At 61.9% G+C, this 19,414-nt stretch carries 14 protein-coding genes and 1 pseudogene; 8 read left to right on the plus strand and 7 right to left on the minus strand.

The genetic code is table 11. From position 1 onward, the window contains the following. The first annotated feature begins 133 nt into the window (after positions 1–133). The gene (argG, locus tag FQ755_RS04830; protein WP_144151459.1) at positions 134–1,468 is read left to right on the plus strand and encodes an argininosuccinate synthase; all 1,335 of its coding nucleotides are present in this window, start codon (positions 134–136) and stop codon (positions 1,466–1,468) included. A 444-nt stretch (positions 1,469–1,912) separates the two neighbouring features. Continuing rightward, positions 1,913–3,214, plus strand: a complete 1,302-nt coding sequence (locus tag FQ755_RS04835; RefSeq protein WP_260858305.1) for a mechanosensitive ion channel family protein — start codon at positions 1,913–1,915, stop codon at positions 3,212–3,214. Between the two features lie 69 nt (positions 3,215–3,283). Here FQ755_RS04835 and FQ755_RS04840 read toward each other — a convergent pair whose 3' ends face one another. Both FQ755_RS04840 and FQ755_RS04845 read right to left on the minus strand, forming a co-directional pair. Next, positions 3,284–5,287, minus strand: a complete 2,004-nt coding sequence (locus FQ755_RS04840; protein ID WP_144151463.1) for an SMP-30/gluconolactonase/LRE family protein — start codon at positions 5,285–5,287, stop codon at positions 3,284–3,286. A gap of 193 nt (positions 5,288–5,480) precedes the next feature. Continuing rightward, the gene (locus FQ755_RS04845; RefSeq protein ID WP_144151465.1) at positions 5,481–5,894 is read right to left on the minus strand and encodes a rhodanese-like domain-containing protein; all 414 of its coding nucleotides are present in this window, start codon (positions 5,892–5,894) and stop codon (positions 5,481–5,483) included. 126 nt (positions 5,895–6,020) lie between these two features. Between FQ755_RS04845 and ftrA the strand changes: the two genes are divergently transcribed. Beyond that, on the plus strand, positions 6,021–7,046 hold the full coding sequence (gene ftrA / locus FQ755_RS04850) for a transcriptional regulator FtrA (RefSeq protein WP_144151467.1): 1,026 nt from the start codon (positions 6,021–6,023) through the stop codon (positions 7,044–7,046). 14 nt (positions 7,047–7,060) lie between these two features. Here ftrA and tssJ read toward each other — a convergent pair whose 3' ends face one another. From tssJ to tssB, 5 genes and pseudogenes are all read right to left on the minus strand, one after another. Continuing rightward, positions 7,061–7,600, minus strand: a complete 540-nt coding sequence (gene tssJ, locus FQ755_RS04855; RefSeq protein WP_144151468.1) for a type VI secretion system lipoprotein TssJ — start codon at positions 7,598–7,600, stop codon at positions 7,061–7,063. A 15-nt stretch (positions 7,601–7,615) separates the two neighbouring features. After that, on the minus strand, positions 7,616–8,764 hold the full coding sequence (tssG, locus tag FQ755_RS04860; RefSeq protein ID WP_144151470.1) for a type VI secretion system baseplate subunit TssG: 1,149 nt from the start codon (positions 8,762–8,764) through the stop codon (positions 7,616–7,618). Beyond that, a complete protein-coding gene (locus tag FQ755_RS37960; RefSeq protein WP_260858306.1) occupies positions 8,728–10,359 on the minus strand; it encodes a type VI secretion system baseplate subunit TssF in 1,632 nt (543 codons plus the stop codon). The genes tssG and FQ755_RS37960 overlap by 37 nt, the downstream gene beginning before the upstream one ends. 8 nt (positions 10,360–10,367) lie before the next feature. Continuing rightward, a pseudogene (locus tag FQ755_RS38610) lies at positions 10,368–10,754 on the minus strand (DUF2345 domain-containing protein); the annotation flags it as partial. A gap of 274 nt (positions 10,755–11,028) precedes the next feature. Beyond that, positions 11,029–11,541: a type VI secretion system contractile sheath small subunit gene (gene tssB / locus FQ755_RS04875; protein ID WP_144151474.1), complete on the minus strand. Its 513-nt coding sequence runs from the start codon at positions 11,539–11,541 to the stop codon at positions 11,029–11,031. A gap of 572 nt (positions 11,542–12,113) precedes the next feature. Here tssB and tssK point away from each other — a divergent pair. From tssK to tssH, 5 genes are all read left to right on the plus strand, one after another. Beyond that, positions 12,114–13,463, plus strand: coding sequence for a type VI secretion system baseplate subunit TssK (gene tssK, locus FQ755_RS04880; RefSeq protein WP_144151476.1), 1,350 nt, complete (start codon positions 12,114–12,116; stop codon positions 13,461–13,463). Positions 13,464–13,495: 32 nt separating this feature from the next. Next, the gene (locus FQ755_RS04885; protein WP_144151478.1) at positions 13,496–14,203 is read left to right on the plus strand and encodes a DotU family type IV/VI secretion system protein; all 708 of its coding nucleotides are present in this window, start codon (positions 13,496–13,498) and stop codon (positions 14,201–14,203) included. Then, entirely contained in the window at positions 14,203–15,906 is a 1,704-nt protein-coding gene (locus FQ755_RS04890; RefSeq protein ID WP_260858307.1) for an OmpA family protein, read from the plus strand. The genes FQ755_RS04885 and FQ755_RS04890 overlap by 1 nt, the downstream gene beginning before the upstream one ends. A 117-nt stretch (positions 15,907–16,023) precedes the next feature. Continuing rightward, positions 16,024–16,509 (plus strand): Hcp family type VI secretion system effector, encoded by a 486-nt coding sequence (locus tag FQ755_RS04895; protein WP_144151480.1) that lies wholly within the window; start codon positions 16,024–16,026, stop codon positions 16,507–16,509. A 148-nt stretch (positions 16,510–16,657) separates the two neighbouring features. Further along, entirely contained in the window at positions 16,658–19,393 is a 2,736-nt protein-coding gene (gene tssH / locus FQ755_RS04900) for a type VI secretion system ATPase TssH (protein WP_144151482.1), read from the plus strand. Positions 19,394–19,414: the final 21 nt, after the last annotated feature.

Consider the following 19,414-nt stretch of genomic DNA (forward strand, 5'->3'; position numbering starts at 1 on the left):
TGCGCGGTTTTTCGCCCTCAAAACGGCTAAAACGGGCACTGCGGCGGCTCCCAGACTTGCCTTGCAAGCGAGCACAGCCGATACTTGTCAGTTGCGCGAAATCCCTTCACCCCTCGATTTAACGGCTTTTCTCATGAGCACAATCCTTGAAAGTCTTCCGTCCGGCCAGAAAGTCGGCATCGCCTTCTCCGGCGGGCTCGACACGAGTGCCGCTCTGCACTGGATGCGGATCAAAGGCGCCGTCCCCTACGCCTACACGGCCAACCTCGGCCAGCCCGACGAAGACGACTACGATTCCATTCCGCGTCGTGCGATCCAGTACGGCGCGGAAGGCGCGCGACTCATAGATTGCCGGGCCCAGCTGGTTGCCGAGGGCATTGCCGCCCTGCAATCGGGCGCGTTCCACATTTCGACCGCCGGCGTGACCTACTTCAACACCACGCCGATCGGCCGCGCCGTCACCGGCACGATGCTGGTGGCCGCCATGAAGGAAGACGGCGTCAACATCTGGGGCGACGGCAGCACCTACAAGGGCAACGACATCGAGCGCTTTTACCGCTACGGCCTGCTCGTCAATCCGGAACTGAAGATCTACAAGCCGTGGCTCGATCAGGCGTTCATCGACGAACTGGGCGGCCGCGCGGAAATGTCGGAGTTCATGCGCCAGTCGGGCTTCGAATACAAGATGTCGGCGGAAAAAGCCTATTCCACCGACTCGAACCTGCTCGGCGCCACGCACGAAGCAAAGGACCTCGAAAGTCTCGAAAGCGGCATCAAGATCGTCAACCCGATCATGGGCGTCGCTTTCTGGCGCGATGACGTGGCGGTCGCGAAGGAAGAAGTCACGATCCGCTTCGAAGAAGGCCAGCCGGTTGCGCTGAACGGCGTGAAGTTCACGGACGCGGTCGAATTGCTGCTGGAAGCCAACCGCATCGGCGGCCGTCACGGCCTCGGCATGAGCGATCAGATCGAGAACCGCATCATCGAAGCGAAGAGCCGCGGCATCTATGAAGCGCCGGGGCTCGCGCTGCTGTATATCGCCTACGAGCGTCTCGTCACCGGTATCCATAACGAAGACACCATCGAACAGTACCGCGAAAACGGCCGTCGTCTCGGACGTCTGCTGTATCAAGGCCGCTGGTTCGATCCGCAAGCCATCATGCTGCGCGAATCGGCGCAGCGCTGGGTGGCGCGCGCGATCACCGGCGAAGTCACGGTCGAACTGCGCCGCGGCAACGACTACTCGATCCTCAGCACGAAGTCGCCGAACCTGACGTATCAGCCGGAACGGCTTTCGATGGAAAAGGTGCAGTCGACCTTCTCGCCGCGCGACCGTATCGGTCAGTTGACGATGCGCAATCTGGATATCACGGATACGCGCGCCAAGTTGCTGATCTACTCGGAAACGGGTCTGCTGGCTCCCGGCGAAGCGCTGGCGCTGCCGCAGTTGAAGGACGACAGCAAGTAAGCTGTAGAAGTTTTGCGGCCGGGTGAGGAGCGCTCTTCATCCGGCTGGATTGCCGCCTGACCTCCCTCCTGCTTCACTCCCCGCTTCACTTCCTTTCCTCACATCCCCTCCTCGCGTCAGTCCCTAGGCTCGGCCTGCGGTCGTTCTGCGCAATATGAGCGCGCCATTCCCGTTTCGGACAGAATGGAGTTTTCATTCACGCTCACGTAACGATCCGCTTTTCGTCAACTCAACATGTAGCTTCGGTCACCTCACTCACCTCACTCACCTCACAAAAGGGCAAAAGCGATGAATCATCCATTGCTGGCGGGGTATGCACTTGTCATGGTCGACGTGTTACTTTGGCGATTCGAGTTCCCAAAGAATGAAAGCATCCGGCTATGCATTCGGCTGCTTTTCTTCGCCCTGTTGACCGCACTCCTCTTCAACACGGGCCTTAGCCCCATGTCGCCCGCGCCCGCCACGCCATCCTCCGCTCAGCATGTCGCGGAACAGGCTCTCGAAATCGTCTGGTGGCTCAATGGGGCGCGTCTGCTGTCGCTCGCGCTCGACTCCCTGCTGCTGCCACGGCGCTGGCGCAAACAGCGTCTCTTCCAGGACGTGTTCGGCGCGGTCATTTTTCTCGCCGCAGTGGTCGCCGCGCTGGCGTTCGTACTGGATCTGCCGATCCGGGGCGTCGTCGCGACGTCGGGCGCATTGGCCATCATTCTCGGCCTCGCCATCCAGAGCACCTTGAGCGACGTCTTTGCGGGCATTGTCATCAACACGACCGAGCCGTATCAGGTGGGCGATTGGGTTTCCATCGACGGCGTCGAAGGCAAAGTGCTGGAGATGAACTGGCGCGCCACCAATCTTTTGACGGGACAAGGCAACGTGGTCATCGTGCCGAATGCCGTCGCCGCCAAGGCCAAGATCTCGAACAATAACCGGCCACCGGCTTTACATGGCGTGAGCGTCGTGCTGGAGATATCGCCCGAAGCACGGCCCCGGTCCGTGCTCGGGGCGCTCGACAATGCGCTCGCCGCCATCCGCGGCGTTCTGCCGACACCCGCGCCCTACGCCCAGGTCAAAACCGCCAGCGTCAATTCGATTCAATATGAAATCACGGCCTATGTCGACGATATGGCAAAAAAGCTGCCCGTCTCCAACGAACTCTACGACCTCTGCTATCGACATCTCGCCGCGGCGGGCATCGACCTGTATCCGCTCGGTGGCGCGGGCCCGGCGCGCCAGTCGATCGGCTCGAAGGAGCGGCTTCTGCGCTGCGTCGACCTCTTCGTTGCCCTTGAAGACAGCGAAATCCGCGACCTGGCCGCCCATCTGACGCGACAGGAACTGGAGCGCGACCAGGTGCTGGTCACCGCGGATGCCACCTCGAACACCTTGAGCATCGTCGAGTCCGGCGTGCTGTCCGTGACCGCTGAAGAGAGCTACGGCCACATCGAAGTCACGCGTCTCGGTCCAGGTGACGCAGTGGGCGAAGCAGGTCTGCTCGCCGGCCTGCCGGCGAAAGTGCAGATTACCGCCCTCACGAGGAGCACCGTGTATCAGTTGCAAAAAGACGACCTTACGCCGATCCTCAAGAAAAACCCCGAAGTCGCGACACGCATGTGCCGGATGTTGTCGCGCCAGCAGGCAACATTAGGCAAGCTGTCCACCGAGGTGCAGAAGTCCCCCGCTGCTGAACAATCGGCTTTTCAATGGCTGCTGGAACAGGTGCGAAAACTCCACTCGCTGACGTTTTAAATTTCGGTATCCGAATCGATAAGAGCCGTGTCGCCGCACTAGCGGCGACACCGGCACATCGGCGCCGTCTTACCTGGCGCTAAACGGCGAAACGGCCGCGCTCTTCGCTGCATTCACCGTACTCGCTGTACTCGCCGCAGCCGTCGATGCTGCCGCCGGCGTCCAGCGAAACGCCACGATGCTCGCGTCGTTATAGTCGTCCTTGGTCACGAGATAGTCGCCGGTGGAACGCAGATACGCGCGCAGTCCGTACATCGAATCCACATCGTTGCCCACGTTGACCGTATTCGGATTGCTATCGATCAGCGTGGTATCGAGCTTGCCTGTCGTGAGGTTGAAGGCATCGATATTCGGCGTGGTCTGCACGTAGCCCACAAACAGATCATTGCCGGCAGCCGCAATGGATTTGGCGTTCGCGCTCGTCAGGTTGATCACCGGGTTCGGCGTGCTCCGGTTACCGGCGAGCCAGCCGTGATACACCTCGATGCGCTGTCCGACCGCGGTCCAGTCCGTGCTGCCGCTCAAGCCCTGCGTGAGAATCATCGTATCGCTCTCGGGCAGGTAGATGATGCGCGTCAGTTGCGTGATCGTGGCCGGAATCGGCATGGTGACCGGCGCGCCCCAGAGCGGCTTGCCGTTCGCATCGAAACCGGTCAGCGGATAGTGGGTGATGACGTTGGTTTTATCGAGCCCCGCCCAGATATCGCCCTTGCTATCGAGGCAAAAACCATTGCGGACTGGCGCCGTCGTGTTGAAAGCCGTACCCGGCAGCGTGCTGTCGGGAATCGCAATGTAGCCGCTCGCCGCGTTGAAGTGGAAAAAGTAGAACGTATCGGTGTTCTGGCCTTCGGCAACGAGCATCCGGTGTCCGTTCACGCTCGCGAGTTGGGCGAAATGTTCGCCGCGTTCGTGATCGGCGGGATTGATGCGCGGATCGGATGGATACGTGATCGGATCGACCGTGTTGGCCACGAACGTGCCGCCCGAAGTGCCCGAGTAGATGTTCATGCCGCTATAGAACATCGCTCCGTCCGTGGCGGGATCCGGCGCCGCATTGCCCTCGAAGTTGACCGACTGAAGCTGCCAGATCTGCCGGCCGGTGTTGTCATACGCGTGAAGATCCGTGCCGCCGTTGCGACCCAGATCCCACGTGCCGCCCCACGGATTGTTCAGGACGTACAGGTTGCCCGCGGAGTCCTTGCCGATGCCGGTAACGCGCGTGAAGCGCAGACTGCCCACCTGCCCCTTGATGCCGGCGGTCGTGTCGAGATAACCGCCCTGCACGCCAAACGTCCCGGCCAGGGAAGGCGTGCTGGATACGTTATACAGCTTGATGTTCATATCCGGCCCCTCGTCGCCGATCCACAACTGCGCACTCGAAGGGTCGAAGTACAACGAAGCCGGCTGCGCCTTGGCCGGCAACTGGATGGTGTTGAGCCGCGTGCCGCTCGGGCTGAACTGGATGACCGTCCCCGCGCTTTGCTGCGCGACCCACAGGTTGCCCTGCGCATCCAGCGCGAGCGCGCCCGGCGCCGTCACGCTGATATCGTGTTGCCAGACACCCGCGGTTGAGAACACGCGCACCCGGTTACCGGGGAAATCGCTGGCGTAGAGCAGCGAGCCGGAGGTCGCGAGTCCGGTGACGACATCCGCGAGCTGTTGGGTGGTGGTGGCGCTGACGGTGATCAGCAGATCGCGCGCGTGGCTCGTCCGGTTATAGCGGCCAACTTTACCGCTGCCATAGGTGGAGTTGAACTGCAGCGCGGCAAACACCGACGTGGCGTTGCCGGTGATCGCACCGCCCTGGAATTCCCCTTGCGCGCCGATCGAGCCGCTGTTCTGGCCGTTCTGATAGATCGCAATGCCGCCTTCGTTTTCATCCCACATCGACGACGTATAGATCACGCCTTCCGGCGCGACCCACATCGAACGGGCCACGTTGCCGGCGCGTGTCGTGTTGGTGCCGTAAGTATTGGCCAGCCAGTCGGTGGTGTTTTGCGCTTCGCAAACGGATGCCGCCGTTGCGGTCAACATTACCGCGACGAACGCGGTGCAGAGTCCTTTGAAAAACATGAGAGAGATTTCTTCGATCGCACGCCATGCGTTGCAGGCGTCCATAGTGCGGTGTTGCCAACCCTGGCAAACTTGCAGTCCGGCCCCTGACGAATCGAATCAGTGTGTCGCGCTGGCTGCAGCGCGACGCGTCGAATTGGTGTGGGATGTCATGCAAGTTAACGGCGCGGCCCCGCGAGAATTGAATACTTATTTAACAGGGTCGTGACGGGATAACGAGCTCGAGACCTTCGTCGAGCCAGCCGGTGATGCCACCGGCCATCAGCTTGACGGGGCGCCCCAGTTGCGCCAGCCGCAACGCACCACGCGCGGCGCCGTTGCAGTGCGGACCCGCGCAATAGGTGACAAATAATGTATCCAGCGGGTACTCCGCCAGCTTCGACGCGACGATCTTGCCGTGCGGCAGATTCAGCGCGCCCGCCACATGCCCCGCGTCAAATAGCGCGGGACTGCGCACGTCGAGCAGGACAAAACCCGGCGTGCCGCTTGCCAGCGCGCTGGCGACATCGGAGCAATCGGTTTCGAATTGCAGCGACGCCTGGAAATGGGCGAGCGCCGCTTCGCTATCGGCGGCGGGAATGGCGGTGACGGCGTTGAGCGTCGGCATGTTGGATCTCCGGATAGGTGACGTGATGATTGCCATGGCCTGAAACTGACTTATCAGGCTTCATTCTGGCCGCGATCCGTCAGTTGGATAAGTGGCGCAATCGTCAATATCCGGTAACATCGCGCCATGAACCCACATCTCGTCGTCGCGCTGGCCTATGACCGGCTCTGCACTTTTGAATTCGGCTGCGTGACCGAAGTGTTCGCGCTTGACCGCCCGGAACTCGGCATCGACTGGTACAGGTTTGCGGTTTGCGCAAGCGAGGCCGGCCCGCTTCACGCGGCGGGCGGCATCACGATCTCCGCGCCGTACACGCTAAGGCTTCTGGATCGCGCCGACACCATCATTGTTCCCGGTTGGCGCGACGCGGACGAACCGCCGCCCGAAGCCGTGCTGAAGAAAATCCGCGCGGCTCACCGGCGTGGCGCACGTCTTTGCTCGATCTGTTCCGGCGTGTTCGTGCTGGCGGCAGCGGGCGTACTTGACAGCAAGACCGTCACCACCCACTGGCGTTACGCGACGAAATTGCAGCAACGATATCCCCAGGTGCGCGTGCAGCCCGACGCACTGTATATCGACGACGGGCAGATCATCACGTCAGCGGGATCGGCAGCGGGGCTGGATATGCTGCTCCATCTGGTGCGGCGCGATCATGGCAGCGCCGTCGCAAACCGGGTCGCCCAGAGACTCGTCGTGCCGCCGCACCGTGAAGGTGGCCAGGCGCAGTTCGTGCCGCGCCCCATGCCTCAGGATGAAGGCGGGCGTCTGGCGAAGCTGATGGATTGGGTGCGTCAACACCCCGCCTTGTCGCACACACTGCGCTCGCTCGCGGAACGTGCCGCAATGAGCCCACGCACGCTGCAACGGCAGTTTCGCGATGCGACCGGCATGGCGCCTTACGAGTGGCTCGTGCGGGAACGGGTGGCGGTCGCCCGCGAGTTGCTCGAAGTGAAAAGGTCCATGCCTATTGCGCGCGTGGCGGAGCTGGCGGGGTTTGGCTCCGAGGAATCGATGCGCAGACACTTTCGGCGTATCGCGCTTACGAGTCCCAGTGCATATCGGGAGAAGTTCGGGCGGCAGCTTGGGAGTCAAGGAACTGGGGCTACGCGCGGAACGGTCGCCGGAAAAGGCGGCCGCTCAAATATCCGTTAGGAAACCTTAGCGTATCATTCCGGCCGCGATTTACCCGCATTCGCGGCCGCTATCAGCTCCCGGTCCACCAGTTCCAGTTTCAGCGGCGCGTCCGCCGAGAGCTGTTTCTTCGGCACGACACGGCGCCAGGTTCCCGTCGAGTCCGGATCGCGGTAGAACGCAACAATGCCCACGTATTCCGTATCGGATTGCATCGGCTGCGACACGCTAACGGACGCGCCCGGGTTGACGACAGTCGCGATGCTCGCCTGCAGATCCTGCGCGAGCATTGTCTTATCGTGCTTCAGCAGATCGTCATACGAGGCCTTGTCGAAGAGCTTGCGATCCTTGAGCTGATATACGCGCACGGCGACCGAGGTCGGACGCTGCGCGTCGTCGGGGTTGAGCGACGCACGCGCGGTCAGGTCGACGTTAAGCACCTTCACCTGCTTATAGAAGACAGCGTGATACGCGCCTGAAGTCGAGTCCGACACGGTCTGCCATGCACCGCATGCACCAAGCAGCACGCTGGCGGCCAGGAGAGTCGTAAATGTCGTGGTCGGGCGAATGGGCATACAGGTACTCCAGAATCAGGCAGAGGGCGTGAGGAATGGGTTAGGAGCCGGCGTCGGAAACGCTTTATACGAACCAAGCGGAATGGTGATGAGGCGCTCTTGCGCCGAAGGCAGCACAGTGGTCCAGGCGAGACGCGGCGCCGGACCTTCGATCACAACACCGATTTTCGGCAAGGGCGCGAGTCGCGAGGACACTTCCATGCGCAGGAAGATGTCAGCCTTCGTGCCCGCGTACAGGCGGATAAACGCCATCAACTCGCGATGCAGCCATGCGCCGGGCAGCAGGTCGTGAGCCTGTTGCGCACTAGCGGGCCGCAATGTCACGCGAGCGGCGCGGCTGCGGTATGTAAGGCGGGTGCCCAGCACGTAGCCGCCGCCAAGGCCCCGGCGTCTGTTCGTGCCGCCACCGCCGCCCCGCCCGTCATCAACCGGACCTTTGGACGTGAGCGGTTGCGGCTTGCCCGCGCCCTTGAGGGTCGGGAAAAATTCGTCGACGCGAACCTCGACACCGGGCGCTGCCAGCGCGACCACGCCCGCAAGCCCCTCGGGCGTGCGCGTGCGCTGGATCAGCAACCCCAGCAGTGCGAGCACGCGCGAATCGGGCAGCCCAGCTCGCTGGGGCTTTTCGCCCCAGCCGAAGCCCGCCAGCGCAAGCAGGTGGCGCGAATGCGCGTCGGTGCCGCCCGCACGGAAGCCAACCGGATAGCGGTACTTCTTCCATGCGCGGTACAGCAGCGTCACCAGTCTGTGATTGAACTGGTCAAGAAACGCTTCGAGCGCTTCGTGTCCTTCCGTGCGCAGCACGATGTCGTCGATCAGGTGCGACGGCATGGCCGCGTCGACACCGTAAAGTCCCATGAACGTCGTGCGCACGGTCGGCGGAGCGCTTGCTCCATACGTGATGTCGTCGTCGAACTCAACGGAGGCGATTTCACCAGCCGGAAAGCCGACACGAGGACGCGGACGAAACCTCACCGGCTCGTGAGCGGGCGTATCGCGCGTGCCGAAGCCAGGATGGTTGGGCACGCGCACTTCGAGCAACTGACACAGTTGCATGAAGTTCATCAGCGGGGCGCGGGCGAGCAGCGACGCGACCAACGGCTCCAGATCGGGGATGTCGCGTCCCTTCATAGCGGAGATCGCTGCGCCTTGCTGCGCGGCCATTCAGTACGTTGCTGGGACGGCAGGCTCACGACAGCAAGCCGGGTGAACAGATTGATTTCCGCATACAGCGCGAAGAAGCGGTGCAGCAGGTCGCCGAACAGCATCACGTCGCCCTCGCCCGCAAATGCCTGACTGTCGAGCGTGACCTCGATCAGCACGCCGCGCTCGACCGAGCCGCCCGATACTTCCTCCAGCAGTTCCTCGGATACGTGCACGATGCCCGCGAGGCGGCGCCGGTTCAGTTCATCGCCGGTCCAGTCATAGAGCGCCAGAGCACCGCGCAGCACTTGCGCATCCATCATCGACAGGAAGTTCGGCGCGAGGTGCGATAGTACCCGCCACTGGAAGCGGTCACCGGTGGGTGGATAAAGCGGCAGCGTCGGCGCGGCCAGATTGCGCACGGCCGACACGTTCGGCGTGCTCTCGCAGAGTTCATTGATGCTGGCTTCGCGCAGGCCCTTTCTCGGCAGCATGCCGTTGGTGCCGGTCACGCGCAGCGACAGGTTTTCCTCCGGCAAATCCTCCACGGATTCCCAGGCGTGGCCGCCGAGGATGACCCACGTGTCATGCATGCCCGTCGCGCCTTGCCGTACCCACGCACGTCCGGCCGCGATAAACGGCTTGATGCTGTCATCGCAGAACACCTCGATATGCACCATCCGCGTCGAGCTTGAATCGCGCAGGGAATCGTAGCGCCCCAGATAACCGAGCACGTCGCCCGCCTTGACCTTGACCCGCTTACCCTCAGGTACAACGTTCACACGGTCGAAGGAGGAATCCGGCATGACGTTTTTCGCGACAGGTCCGTCGTGTCCGCGCTCTTTGCCCAGAAAGATCCATCCACCCTTTGCGGCGCCGGGATGCACATATCCACCCACGGTCGGCGCATACAGTGCATCTGGATCGTCAGCTATTTGTCCCCAGTCGCCGTCGCGTTTAGAAAGACTCACTTGCGTACCCCGCGGGAGAATTCCGAGAATGGCTCCGTGAGGTTTGCTAGCGCGGACATTCAGCCCTGTCTGGTCGCCTGATACAGGCTGGCTGTTTGCGCCGGATTTGGGTTTGTCGGCGGCATCCTGCGTCACTTCAATCTTTGCTGCCCAGTACGCAGGCCAAGGCAGTGTCGGATCACTTTCGTAGCCGGCGTAGTCATGCAGATGCATGTAGAGGGTGAAGAACGTGAGCGTCGTGCCACGTGGAAACTCCATCGTGTGCTTCACCAGCACAAAGCCTGTGCTGTATGACGCACTGATCGCGGGTTGTCCTTCACGTGCCGCAATCTGGCTGATCGGATAGGCGAGATTCAGGCGCCATGCGACGACTTCACCATCGGCAATGCAGCGCACCCCGCCCTTGATATCCAACGATTGACCAGCACCCGCCTCCGTCACATGGATACCTCCATGCCACATCCCCCCGCCGCTTACCAGGAAAGCGCCTGACGACTCCTGTTTCAGAAGCTGATATATCTCGTGCTCGTCAGTAAAGTCCGCGGCGACGCCTCCGTTCCCCTGTCCTTTCTTGCGAAACGGAAAAGCGAACGTTAACTGCTTCAGAGGCGGCAACGGGGTAGCCGGCGACGAACTGTTTGCCATGGGATATCCTATTCAGAAAAACTAAAACCTAAGTTGTCCTTTACATCCTTCAAGGGAGTACTGGTCCAGTTTGGAAACGTGAAGCTCCCTCCAGCGGGGCCGTCCACTTCCAGATTGCCCTTCATATCTATCGGACCGCTCGGACTCGCCAGTTCAATACGTCCATTCGCGATCTTGATATAGGCACCCGAACCATCGCCCAGCGTGATGCCTTTTGCCGCGGTGATCATGACCTCTCCCGTAGAGGAACTCACCACAACATTCTCGAGCGCCATCAATTCCAGAGCATCGCCTTGCGCCTGAATTTGTACTTTCCCCTTCGCCGAAAAAATCCGGATCCCAAGTTTTGACGCAAAGAACGATAGGGCGTCGCCGGCGGCCATGGTGATGCGCTTGCTGGCTTCGCCCACCAGCTTGAGAAACGCGCTCATGCCGCGTGCCAGACGCTCGTCCGCGGATGACTCGGAAAGCAGGTCGTTATCACGAAACGCTTCGAGCGGACGCGCCACACTGACCGGCTTCAGGTTGATCTTGCTGCACAGAGATTCGTAGATGCTTTGATTTTCCAGCACGACGGTCTCGGTGGTGCCGCCCTGCAGGGATTCGTTGCTTGACATGGGGTTTCCTATCGCTAGAGATGTCCGGGACGCGGTGAAGGCGGCTTTGGCCTTACGCATGACCTTCGGGCTGCGTGGCCGCCGTCGCAATCTGCGCAAGCTCGCCGCGCAGTTGCTGCGAGAGCGCGCCGTCTTTCAGGATCTTTTCGAACTCGCGCCGGAATGTGCCGTTGTCGAGCAGGTTCGACTTCAGATCGCGCAGCAGATTGCGCATGGCCAGCATGGCTTGCAGTTCGGGAATCTGACGCGCCACCTGTTCGGGCTCGAAGTCCTTCATCGAGCGGAAACTGAGCGACACCGGAAGCTCCGAGCCGTCGTCGGCGAGCGTGTTCGCTGCCGCGACTTTCAGCTCGGGCGCGAGGTCTGAGAGCACGGCGTCGAAATTGTTCTTGTCGATGTTCGTCTTCTTGCGCTCGGCCAGCGGTGCGTTTTCCTTGCCTGCGCTGAAGTCTCCGGCAACCAGCAGCTTGAGCGGCAGCTCGACCTTCTTCTGGGCGCCGCCCGTGTGCAGGTCGAGCGTAATTGAAACCCTCGACTTGGGAATTTCTCTCTGGAAGCTATCCATTCGTAGTCCTTGATAACAGGATGGTCACGGGGTATCGCAAAACCACGGCTCCATGCAGTGCGGCATTCCCGCGTCCTCCCTGGCGGCAAGAGCATTCCGCCGTCGAACGACGCCCCAGGCACACCACGGCACGGTCCTCATTGATGCGATTGATTTACGACGAGGACAGAATTAAACACTCAATCCGGCATATAAGTCAAAGGGATACATCACCAAATCTCCGCCTTATCATAAATCATCTCTTAATGGACATCTTGAAATTAAGGCCAATCGACAGTCTCGAATTAACCCTCAGTTTTTATTTCCCAAACCCTTCACCAACGTCGCCCATAAACCCATATCTGACAGGGAAATACAGCCTTTATAGATCAGAAATATCTCAACCATCGTCAGATTGATTCGATAAATTCTGCGCCGATGGATGCATTACTTTTTATTGACTCCATTTAGAAAATTTTATTTGCTTCCACGCAACATCTACTCCCAAATTTATTCATCCAGGTATACCTCTCCCATTCATCGAATATAGAATCCGCAATCCGGTCTAAAGATAATCAAAGAAGACGACACTCATGCGGATCGATAAACCACTCTGGCAGGAAGGCCTGATCCTCAACCAGCAGCAGTTCCAGCAGCAGGAACGGTGGACGGACTTCGTGCACCGGCAGTTCGCCTCAGTCGCGATAGCGGAGCCATGGGGCACACTCGGCGTTGAGATGGACGAGGAAGCGCTGGCCAACGGACGCCTCAAATTCACGCGCCTGAAACTTCGGTTTCCTGACGGTACGCTATTCGACACGTCCGTGAGCGACGCGTTGCCGCCGGCACGAGATCTGACGCAAGGCCTGGCGCCCGATATACAAAGCATCGTGGTGGTCGCCGCATTGCCACTGATCAATGCCACGGGCAACAACTGCCGCTTCGATGAGACGACGCTCGCGCGGCCGCGCCGCTCGTATCGCGAATTCGTCAAGGTCACCGACCTCAACGGCGCCGACGAAGCGGAGATGGCGGCCGAACGCCACGCGGTGCGGCTGCTGTTCGACTTCGAATCGCACGCGGACGACACCGTCTGCGCGGTCGCGCGGCTCGTGCGCGGGACAGGCGGTCATTTCCAGGTCGATCACCGATATGTCCCGCCCTGTCTGACGTTAGCGGGACACCCGTTGCACGTCGAGCGTGCGAAGCGTCTTGCCGACATCCTGCAAGCCAGGAGCGCGACCCTCGGCGCGCGCAAGAGCGAGCGTCGCGAGTCGGTTGCGGAGTATGGCGTCGCAGATGTATCGCTCTTCTGGCTGCTGCATAGCATTCACACCTACTGGCCGCAGTTGCGGTTTTTCGCCACACACCCGAGCCAGCCGCCCGAGCGCCTCTATTCGACGCTCGCTCAACTGGCCAGCGTGCTGATGACGTTTTCCACCGGGGCGCAGCTTACGGACATCCCACCCTATCAGCATGCGCATGCCGACGAAATCTTTGCCAGGCTCGAATCGCTTATCCGCGACCTGCTCGACGCCATCATTCCGTCGCGTGTCGTTTCGATCGACCTCACACGCAAGAGTCCGACCACCTGGACCGGGCAGTTTCTGGACGAACGGCTCGTTAGCGGTGCGGATTACTACCTGTCCGTCAACGCGGCGGTCGCACCATACGAACTGGTCGAGCAGTTTCCGCGACTCTGCAAGATCGGCGCGCCGGACGACGTCGAGCACATCGTCAATTCGGCGCTGGCGGGCATCCCGCTTAAAGCAGTGCAGCGCGTGCCAGCCGCGATTCCGGTGCGTCTGGATAACCTGTATTTCGCGCTCGACCCGAACGATCCGGCGCACGCCAGGATGCTGGCGGCGAGTGCCTGCCAGATTTACCTGCCGGCCACCGTCGCCAATCCGTCGCTTGAACTCTATGCGGTGTTGCGCTCATGAGAACAATCAGTCAACTGAAAGAAGTCCGGTTGATGGACGCGCATTCCGCAACAGCCCGGCTAACGGATCCAGATAGAAGAGAGCACGGTATCCGCGACCTGTTGCGTGATACGGCGCTGCTCGTGAGCATGCTCACCCAGAGCGGGAACACCGATTCCGCAAAGGTGTTGCGCCAGAAATGCGTAGACCTGATGGCAGCATTTTCCGCAGCACTCGAGCAGCGCGGTTTCCCGGCCGACGTGCGCGAGGACGCGCAATACGCCCAATGCGGCCTGCTTTACGAGGCTGTACTACGCTGTCCGTCGATCGAAGACAGGGCCTGCTGGGCAGCGCACCCGTTGCAGGTGGAGCGGTTCGGCAAGCTGGACGCGGGCGACCACGTCTTTGACCGCCTCGCGGAGCGTATGCGAGAAACATCACCCCATGCTGATCTGCTCGAGTGTTACGCCGCGGTTCTCGGACTTGGCTTCACGGGGCGTTATGCACGGGACGAAGCAAAGCTCGCCGCATTGATTGCCGCGCTTGATGCCCGTCTGGAAAAACTGCGGCCCGCCGTCACGCGAACATTTATCGCCGAGCAGGCAGAACTGCGCATCACGGACTGGCTTTATCGTCTCTCGCCGTGGGCAATCGCCGCGCTTGCCGGCATCGCTGCCGCGCTTGTTTACCTGATCTGGGGCCATGCGCTTGATGCGCAGCTTGCGCACCTGGTATCGTCCGCTCCCGCCGCCAAACCGTGATGTCAGATCTGCGTCTGGGATATCCGTTTCGCGCAATGGTCGTTCTGGCGACCGCGCTTGCACTTGCCGTGCTGTTCATGATCCTGCCGGTCGGCCGTGGGCTGGCCTGGACGATCGGCTCGGTCCTGAGTCTGGCTGCACTGGCCATCGTTACGCTTCGCACCTTGCAACGCAACCGCGCCCGCGAGCAAAGCGCGCACGTGCTGGCCGCATTGGGCAGCACGACAGCCGACCTGCCCCTGAGCCTGCGAACCCGCATGCCGCTTGTGCTGGTCATCGGCGACTCGCTCGCCCAATTATTCAATCGCGGCGGTGCCGAAGAACGGCTGGCTCATGTCGGAGACGGCGCGATCTGGCTGCGGGTGAACAATCCGCGCGACTTGCCGCGCCTTGGCGTTGCCGTGAAGCAGTGGCGCGACGGTCGCGCACCCGATGGCATCGTGCTGTCGGTGGCGCCCGCCAATCACGTCAGTGAAGACGCGCTCGTGCAGGCGCTGCGCGTTGCACGGCAAGCGGCCAGCGACACCTCACGCATGCTCGGCACGAGGATGCCTGGGTACATCGCGATCTATCAGCGGCTTACCGGACCGTCCTCAGTACGACTGGATCCGCAATGGTACGGCGTGTCATCGTCCAGCAGGCTGGCCGATCCCCAGCGATTCGAGGCAGTGATGCGGGCGGCTGAGGCCCAGGCGCAGCGGGCTGGCGGCGATCCGGTTCCCACTGCGCGTGCAGCGGCTCTCGCGTCGGTCATCGGGTGGACGCAGCGCGTGGTATGCAGCCCGCTTCTCGACCGATCGCAGCCGGCCGCGCCGTGGGCGCTCTCCGGCATCGGCTGGATCGATTGCGGCCCAGCGAGCGACCCTCGCTCACCGTGGGCGCGGGACGTGCGTGCGCGATCGCTGGTCACGCCGCCGCCGATGCTGGCGTCGCCCGCGCCATGGCCATTGCCGCAACCGGTGATCGAAGCCATGCCACGGCGGCGGTGGATATCGCCACGTCTGGCGGCGCTCGCTCACGCAATTGCGCTGGTCGCCTGTGCCGGTGCGCTCGCAGTCTGGGGCGCTGCCAAAAACAACCAGGCCGTGCTCACACGCATCGGTAGCGATCTCGGCCGCTTCTCGATGATTCCCGCGGCACATGACACCGCGCGTCGCGACGCGTTGCGGGCACTTGTCGCCGACCGGGACGAGATCGATCGTTATGCACGCCTCGGTGTGCCGATGCGTCTGTCGTTCGGCATGTACCGGGCGGCGGCTCTCACGCCTGCCCTCAATGCCGCGATCGCCTCGTATCAGGCGCCGCCTCCGCCGCCGGCCCTGGTCACGCTCGACAGCATGTCGCTGTTCGACAGCGGCAAGGCGCAACTGAAGGCGGGGTCGACCCGCATGATGGTCGGGGCGCTCGAAATGATCAAGGCCCATCCGGACAAGCGGATTCTGGTCGCCGGCTATACCGATAACGTCGGCGACGCCGACAGCAACCTCAGTCTGTCGATGGCGCGCGCCGGCGCGGTGCGTGACTGGCTGGTCGAGGCGTCGGGCATTCCCGTCACACAGTTTGCGATCCAGGGCTATGGCAATACGCGCCCGATCGCCGACAACGACACGGACGCGGGCCGTGCGCAGAACCGTCGCGTCGAAATCACGCTGGTACCCGACAGCACAAGGGGAAGCGCCATAGCCTCTGCGGCGGGTATCTGAGCAGGACACAAGCGTCTCACCCGAAGCCATTCAGGCCTGGAGCGTCGCTCCGGGATATTTGTGGTCTGGGGATGGACCCCGGACGATTGTTGTAGTCGAAACGAAGGAGAAAAAAAGATGGCAATTCCGGCATACATGTGGATCAAAGACGACGGTGGCGCCGATGTCAAGGGCTCCGTCACGGTCCAGGGCCGCGAAGGCAGCGTCGAAGTAGTCGCGCTCCAACACAGCGTCAACATCCCGACCGATTCGAATACCGGCAAGCTGACCGGCACGCGCGTGCATGCGCCGATCACCTTCACGAAGGAGACCGACGCGTCGTCACCTTATCTGTACAAGGCGGTGACGAGCGGCCAGACGCTGAAGTCGATCGAAATCAAGTGGTACAAGATCGACGATGCAGGCAAGGAAAAGGAATACTTCAACACGAAGCTCGACAACGTGAAGGTCGTCGCGGTCAAACCGAAGATGCTCGACATCAAGAATCCGGCGTTTGAAAAGCACAACCACCTCGAAGACGTCGAACTGCGCTACGAGAAGATCACCTGGTCGTACAAGGACGGCAACATCATCCACGCCGACAGCTGGAACGAGCGCTCGTAAAGGGCTCCGGGAGGCTGGCACGAGCCTCCTGATGTCCCGAATCGCGGCAAGGTCAGCCTCCGTTGGCCAGCCGGCTCTGTACCGGCTGGCGCTTTCATTCATTCCCCGAAGCCTCTCTGGCCTCGGGCTCCTCTTTTCTGTGACGATCATGACGCTGCGCGACTCCACGCATCTGCTTCGCAAGCTCAACTCCCACTGCGCGAGCACCCTCGCCGATGCAGCCAGCCTCTGCAATGCCCGCCTGCATGGCGAGATCACGCCGGAACACTGGCTGCTGAAACTGCTCGAGCGCGGCGATGGAGATATCCCGGCAATCCTTCGTCACTATGAAATCGACATCGATGCGGTGTGGGACGCGTTGCTCGCTGCGATCGAGCGGCAGCCACGCGATCTGCGCGGCAAGCCGGCTCTCGCGCGAACGCTTGCCGAGGTGCTGCAGGGCGCATGGCTGCATGCATCGGCCACCGGCGATGGATCATTCGACGCGCCGTCGATTCGTTCGGCTCACGTACTACAGGCGCTGGTGGACGCTCCGCATTGTCTGCGTGCCAGGGACGCATGGCCGCTTCTGTCGCTCAGTGCCGTGCAGATCCAGCGACTTGCTTCCGTAATCGACCGGCACTCGGTCGAGGCAAATGATGCAGCAACCGCCAGCACCAACGCGGACGATAGCGGTTCGCGAGCGCAGACAGCCGGCGCCGAAGACGGGCCGCATCCCGACATATCTGCTACACCTCGCCCTCACTCGCGTTCGAAGCAACCGGATGGCGAGGCGCTTGCCCGCTTTGCGATTGATCTGACGGCAAAAGCACAGCGCGGCGAAATCGATCCGGTATTCGGCCGGGATCGTGAAATCCAGCAAATGGTCGACGTGCTCGCGCGGCGCCGCAAGAACAACCCGATCCTCGTGGGCGAGCCCGGCGTGGGCAAAACCGCCCTCGTCGAAGGACTGGCGCTGCGGGTGGCCGACGGCGCCGTGCCGAATGTGATCCGCGACGTGCGCATCCTGACGCTCGATCTGGGACTGTTGCAGGCGGGCGCCGGCGTGAAGGGCGAATTCGAGCAGCGCCTGAAAAGCGTGATCGATGAAGTCCAGCAGTCCGAAGTACCCGTTCTACTCTTCATCGACGAGGCACACACGCTCATTGGTGCAGGCAACTCTGCAGGCGGCGCGGATGCCGCCAATCTTTTGAAGCCGGCCCTCGCACGCGGCGAGTTGCGCACGATCGCGGCCACAACCTGGTCCGAATACAAGGAATATTTTGAGCGCGACGCGGCGCTCGAGCGGCGCTTCCAGGTGATCAAAGTCGACGAGCCCGACGACCCGGCTGCATGCCTGATGCTGCGCGGCCTCGCGAGCCGTTACGCCAGGCATCACAACGTGCACATCCTCGATGAAGCCATTACGGCGGCGGTCAAACTGTCACGCCGCTATATCCCGGCCCGCCAACTCCCGGACAAGGCGGTCGACCTGATCGACACGGCGGCGGCACGCGTGCGCATGGGGTTGGAATCGCCACCGGCTGAACTCCAGCAAGCCACGGCGGCCGTCGCGGCGCTTGAACTGGAAATCAGCGCCCTCACCGCCGACGAGGATGCCGGCGCGCAAAATCTCAAGACTCGCCGTGACGCCCTGGACGCCGCGCTTACCCAGGCGCGCGCGCAGAGGGATGCGCTGCAGGAGCGCTACGCACACGAACTTGCACTCGTCAATGCAGTGCTCGCGCAGCGCGGTGCTGATCGGAACGCATCGCGCCACGGAAACGAAGCACTCGTTATCGCCAGGAAAGCCGTGACGGATGCACAGGGCAAGACCCCGCTCGTCTTCGTGGACGTCGACGCGCAGGCTATTGCCCGCGTCGTCGCCGAGTGGACGGGGGTACCGGTCGGCAATCTGCTTGAGGACGAACTGGCGGGGCTGCTCACGCTTGAAGAAACGCTGGCCACCCGCGTGGTCGCTCAGGACGACGCACTTTCAGCACTCGCCGAAAGCCTGCGCACAGCCAAAGCGGGCCTGAAAAACGAGCATTCGCCGCTGGGCGTGTTCCTGCTGGCAGGGCCCTCTGGCGTAGGCAAGACCGAAACCGCCCTCGCCCTCGCCGATCTGCTCTTTGGTGGCGAGGCCGCGCTGACAACTATCAATATGTCGGAATATCAGGAAGCCCATACGGTTTCACAGCTTAAGGGCTCGCCTCCCGGTTATGTCGGATATGGACGCGGCGGGATTCTCACCGAGGCGGTGCGGCAGCGTCCATACAGCGTTGTGCTGCTGGACGAAGTGGAGAAAGCTCATCGTGACGTGCTCGACATGTTCTATCAGGTGTTCGACCGCGGCACGATGCGCGATGGCGAAGGCCGCGAAATCGACTTCCGCAACTGCGTGATCCTGATGACGTCCAATCTTGGCAGCGCGCAAATCGACGACGCCACGGCAGAGAGCCCGGCCGTCTCGCAAGCCGAACTGCTCGACGCGATTCATCCTCACCTCGTCGCTCATTTCCAGCCCGCGCTGCTGGCCCGGTTCCGGACGCTGGTCTACCGGCCGCTCGACGCCGCGGCGCTCGCATCCATCGTGCGGTTAAAGGTCGCGAAGATCGCAGAACGTCTGCGCAGCCTCTACGACGTGGTACTTGCCTGCGATGACGCGCTGACGGGTTCACTCGCGCAGCTCTGCCTCGCACGCGAATCCGGTGCGCGCAATGTCGATGCATTTCTTAACCAGCGCATCCTTCCGGCTGTGTCGCGCGAGCTTCTGGCACGGATGGCCAAGGGTCTGCTACCCGCTGAGATCCGACTGTCGATGTCCGCGGACGAAAGTCTTGTGATCGATTTTATCGATCGACGCGAAACGGAATCATCCACAGCGCCACAGCTGACGACCTGATTGCTGCCGGTACGTGAAGGA

The sequence above is a fragment of the Paraburkholderia sp. BCC1885 genome, assembly GCF_900996235.1.
Lineage (GTDB): Bacteria > Pseudomonadota > Gammaproteobacteria > Burkholderiales > Burkholderiaceae > Paraburkholderia.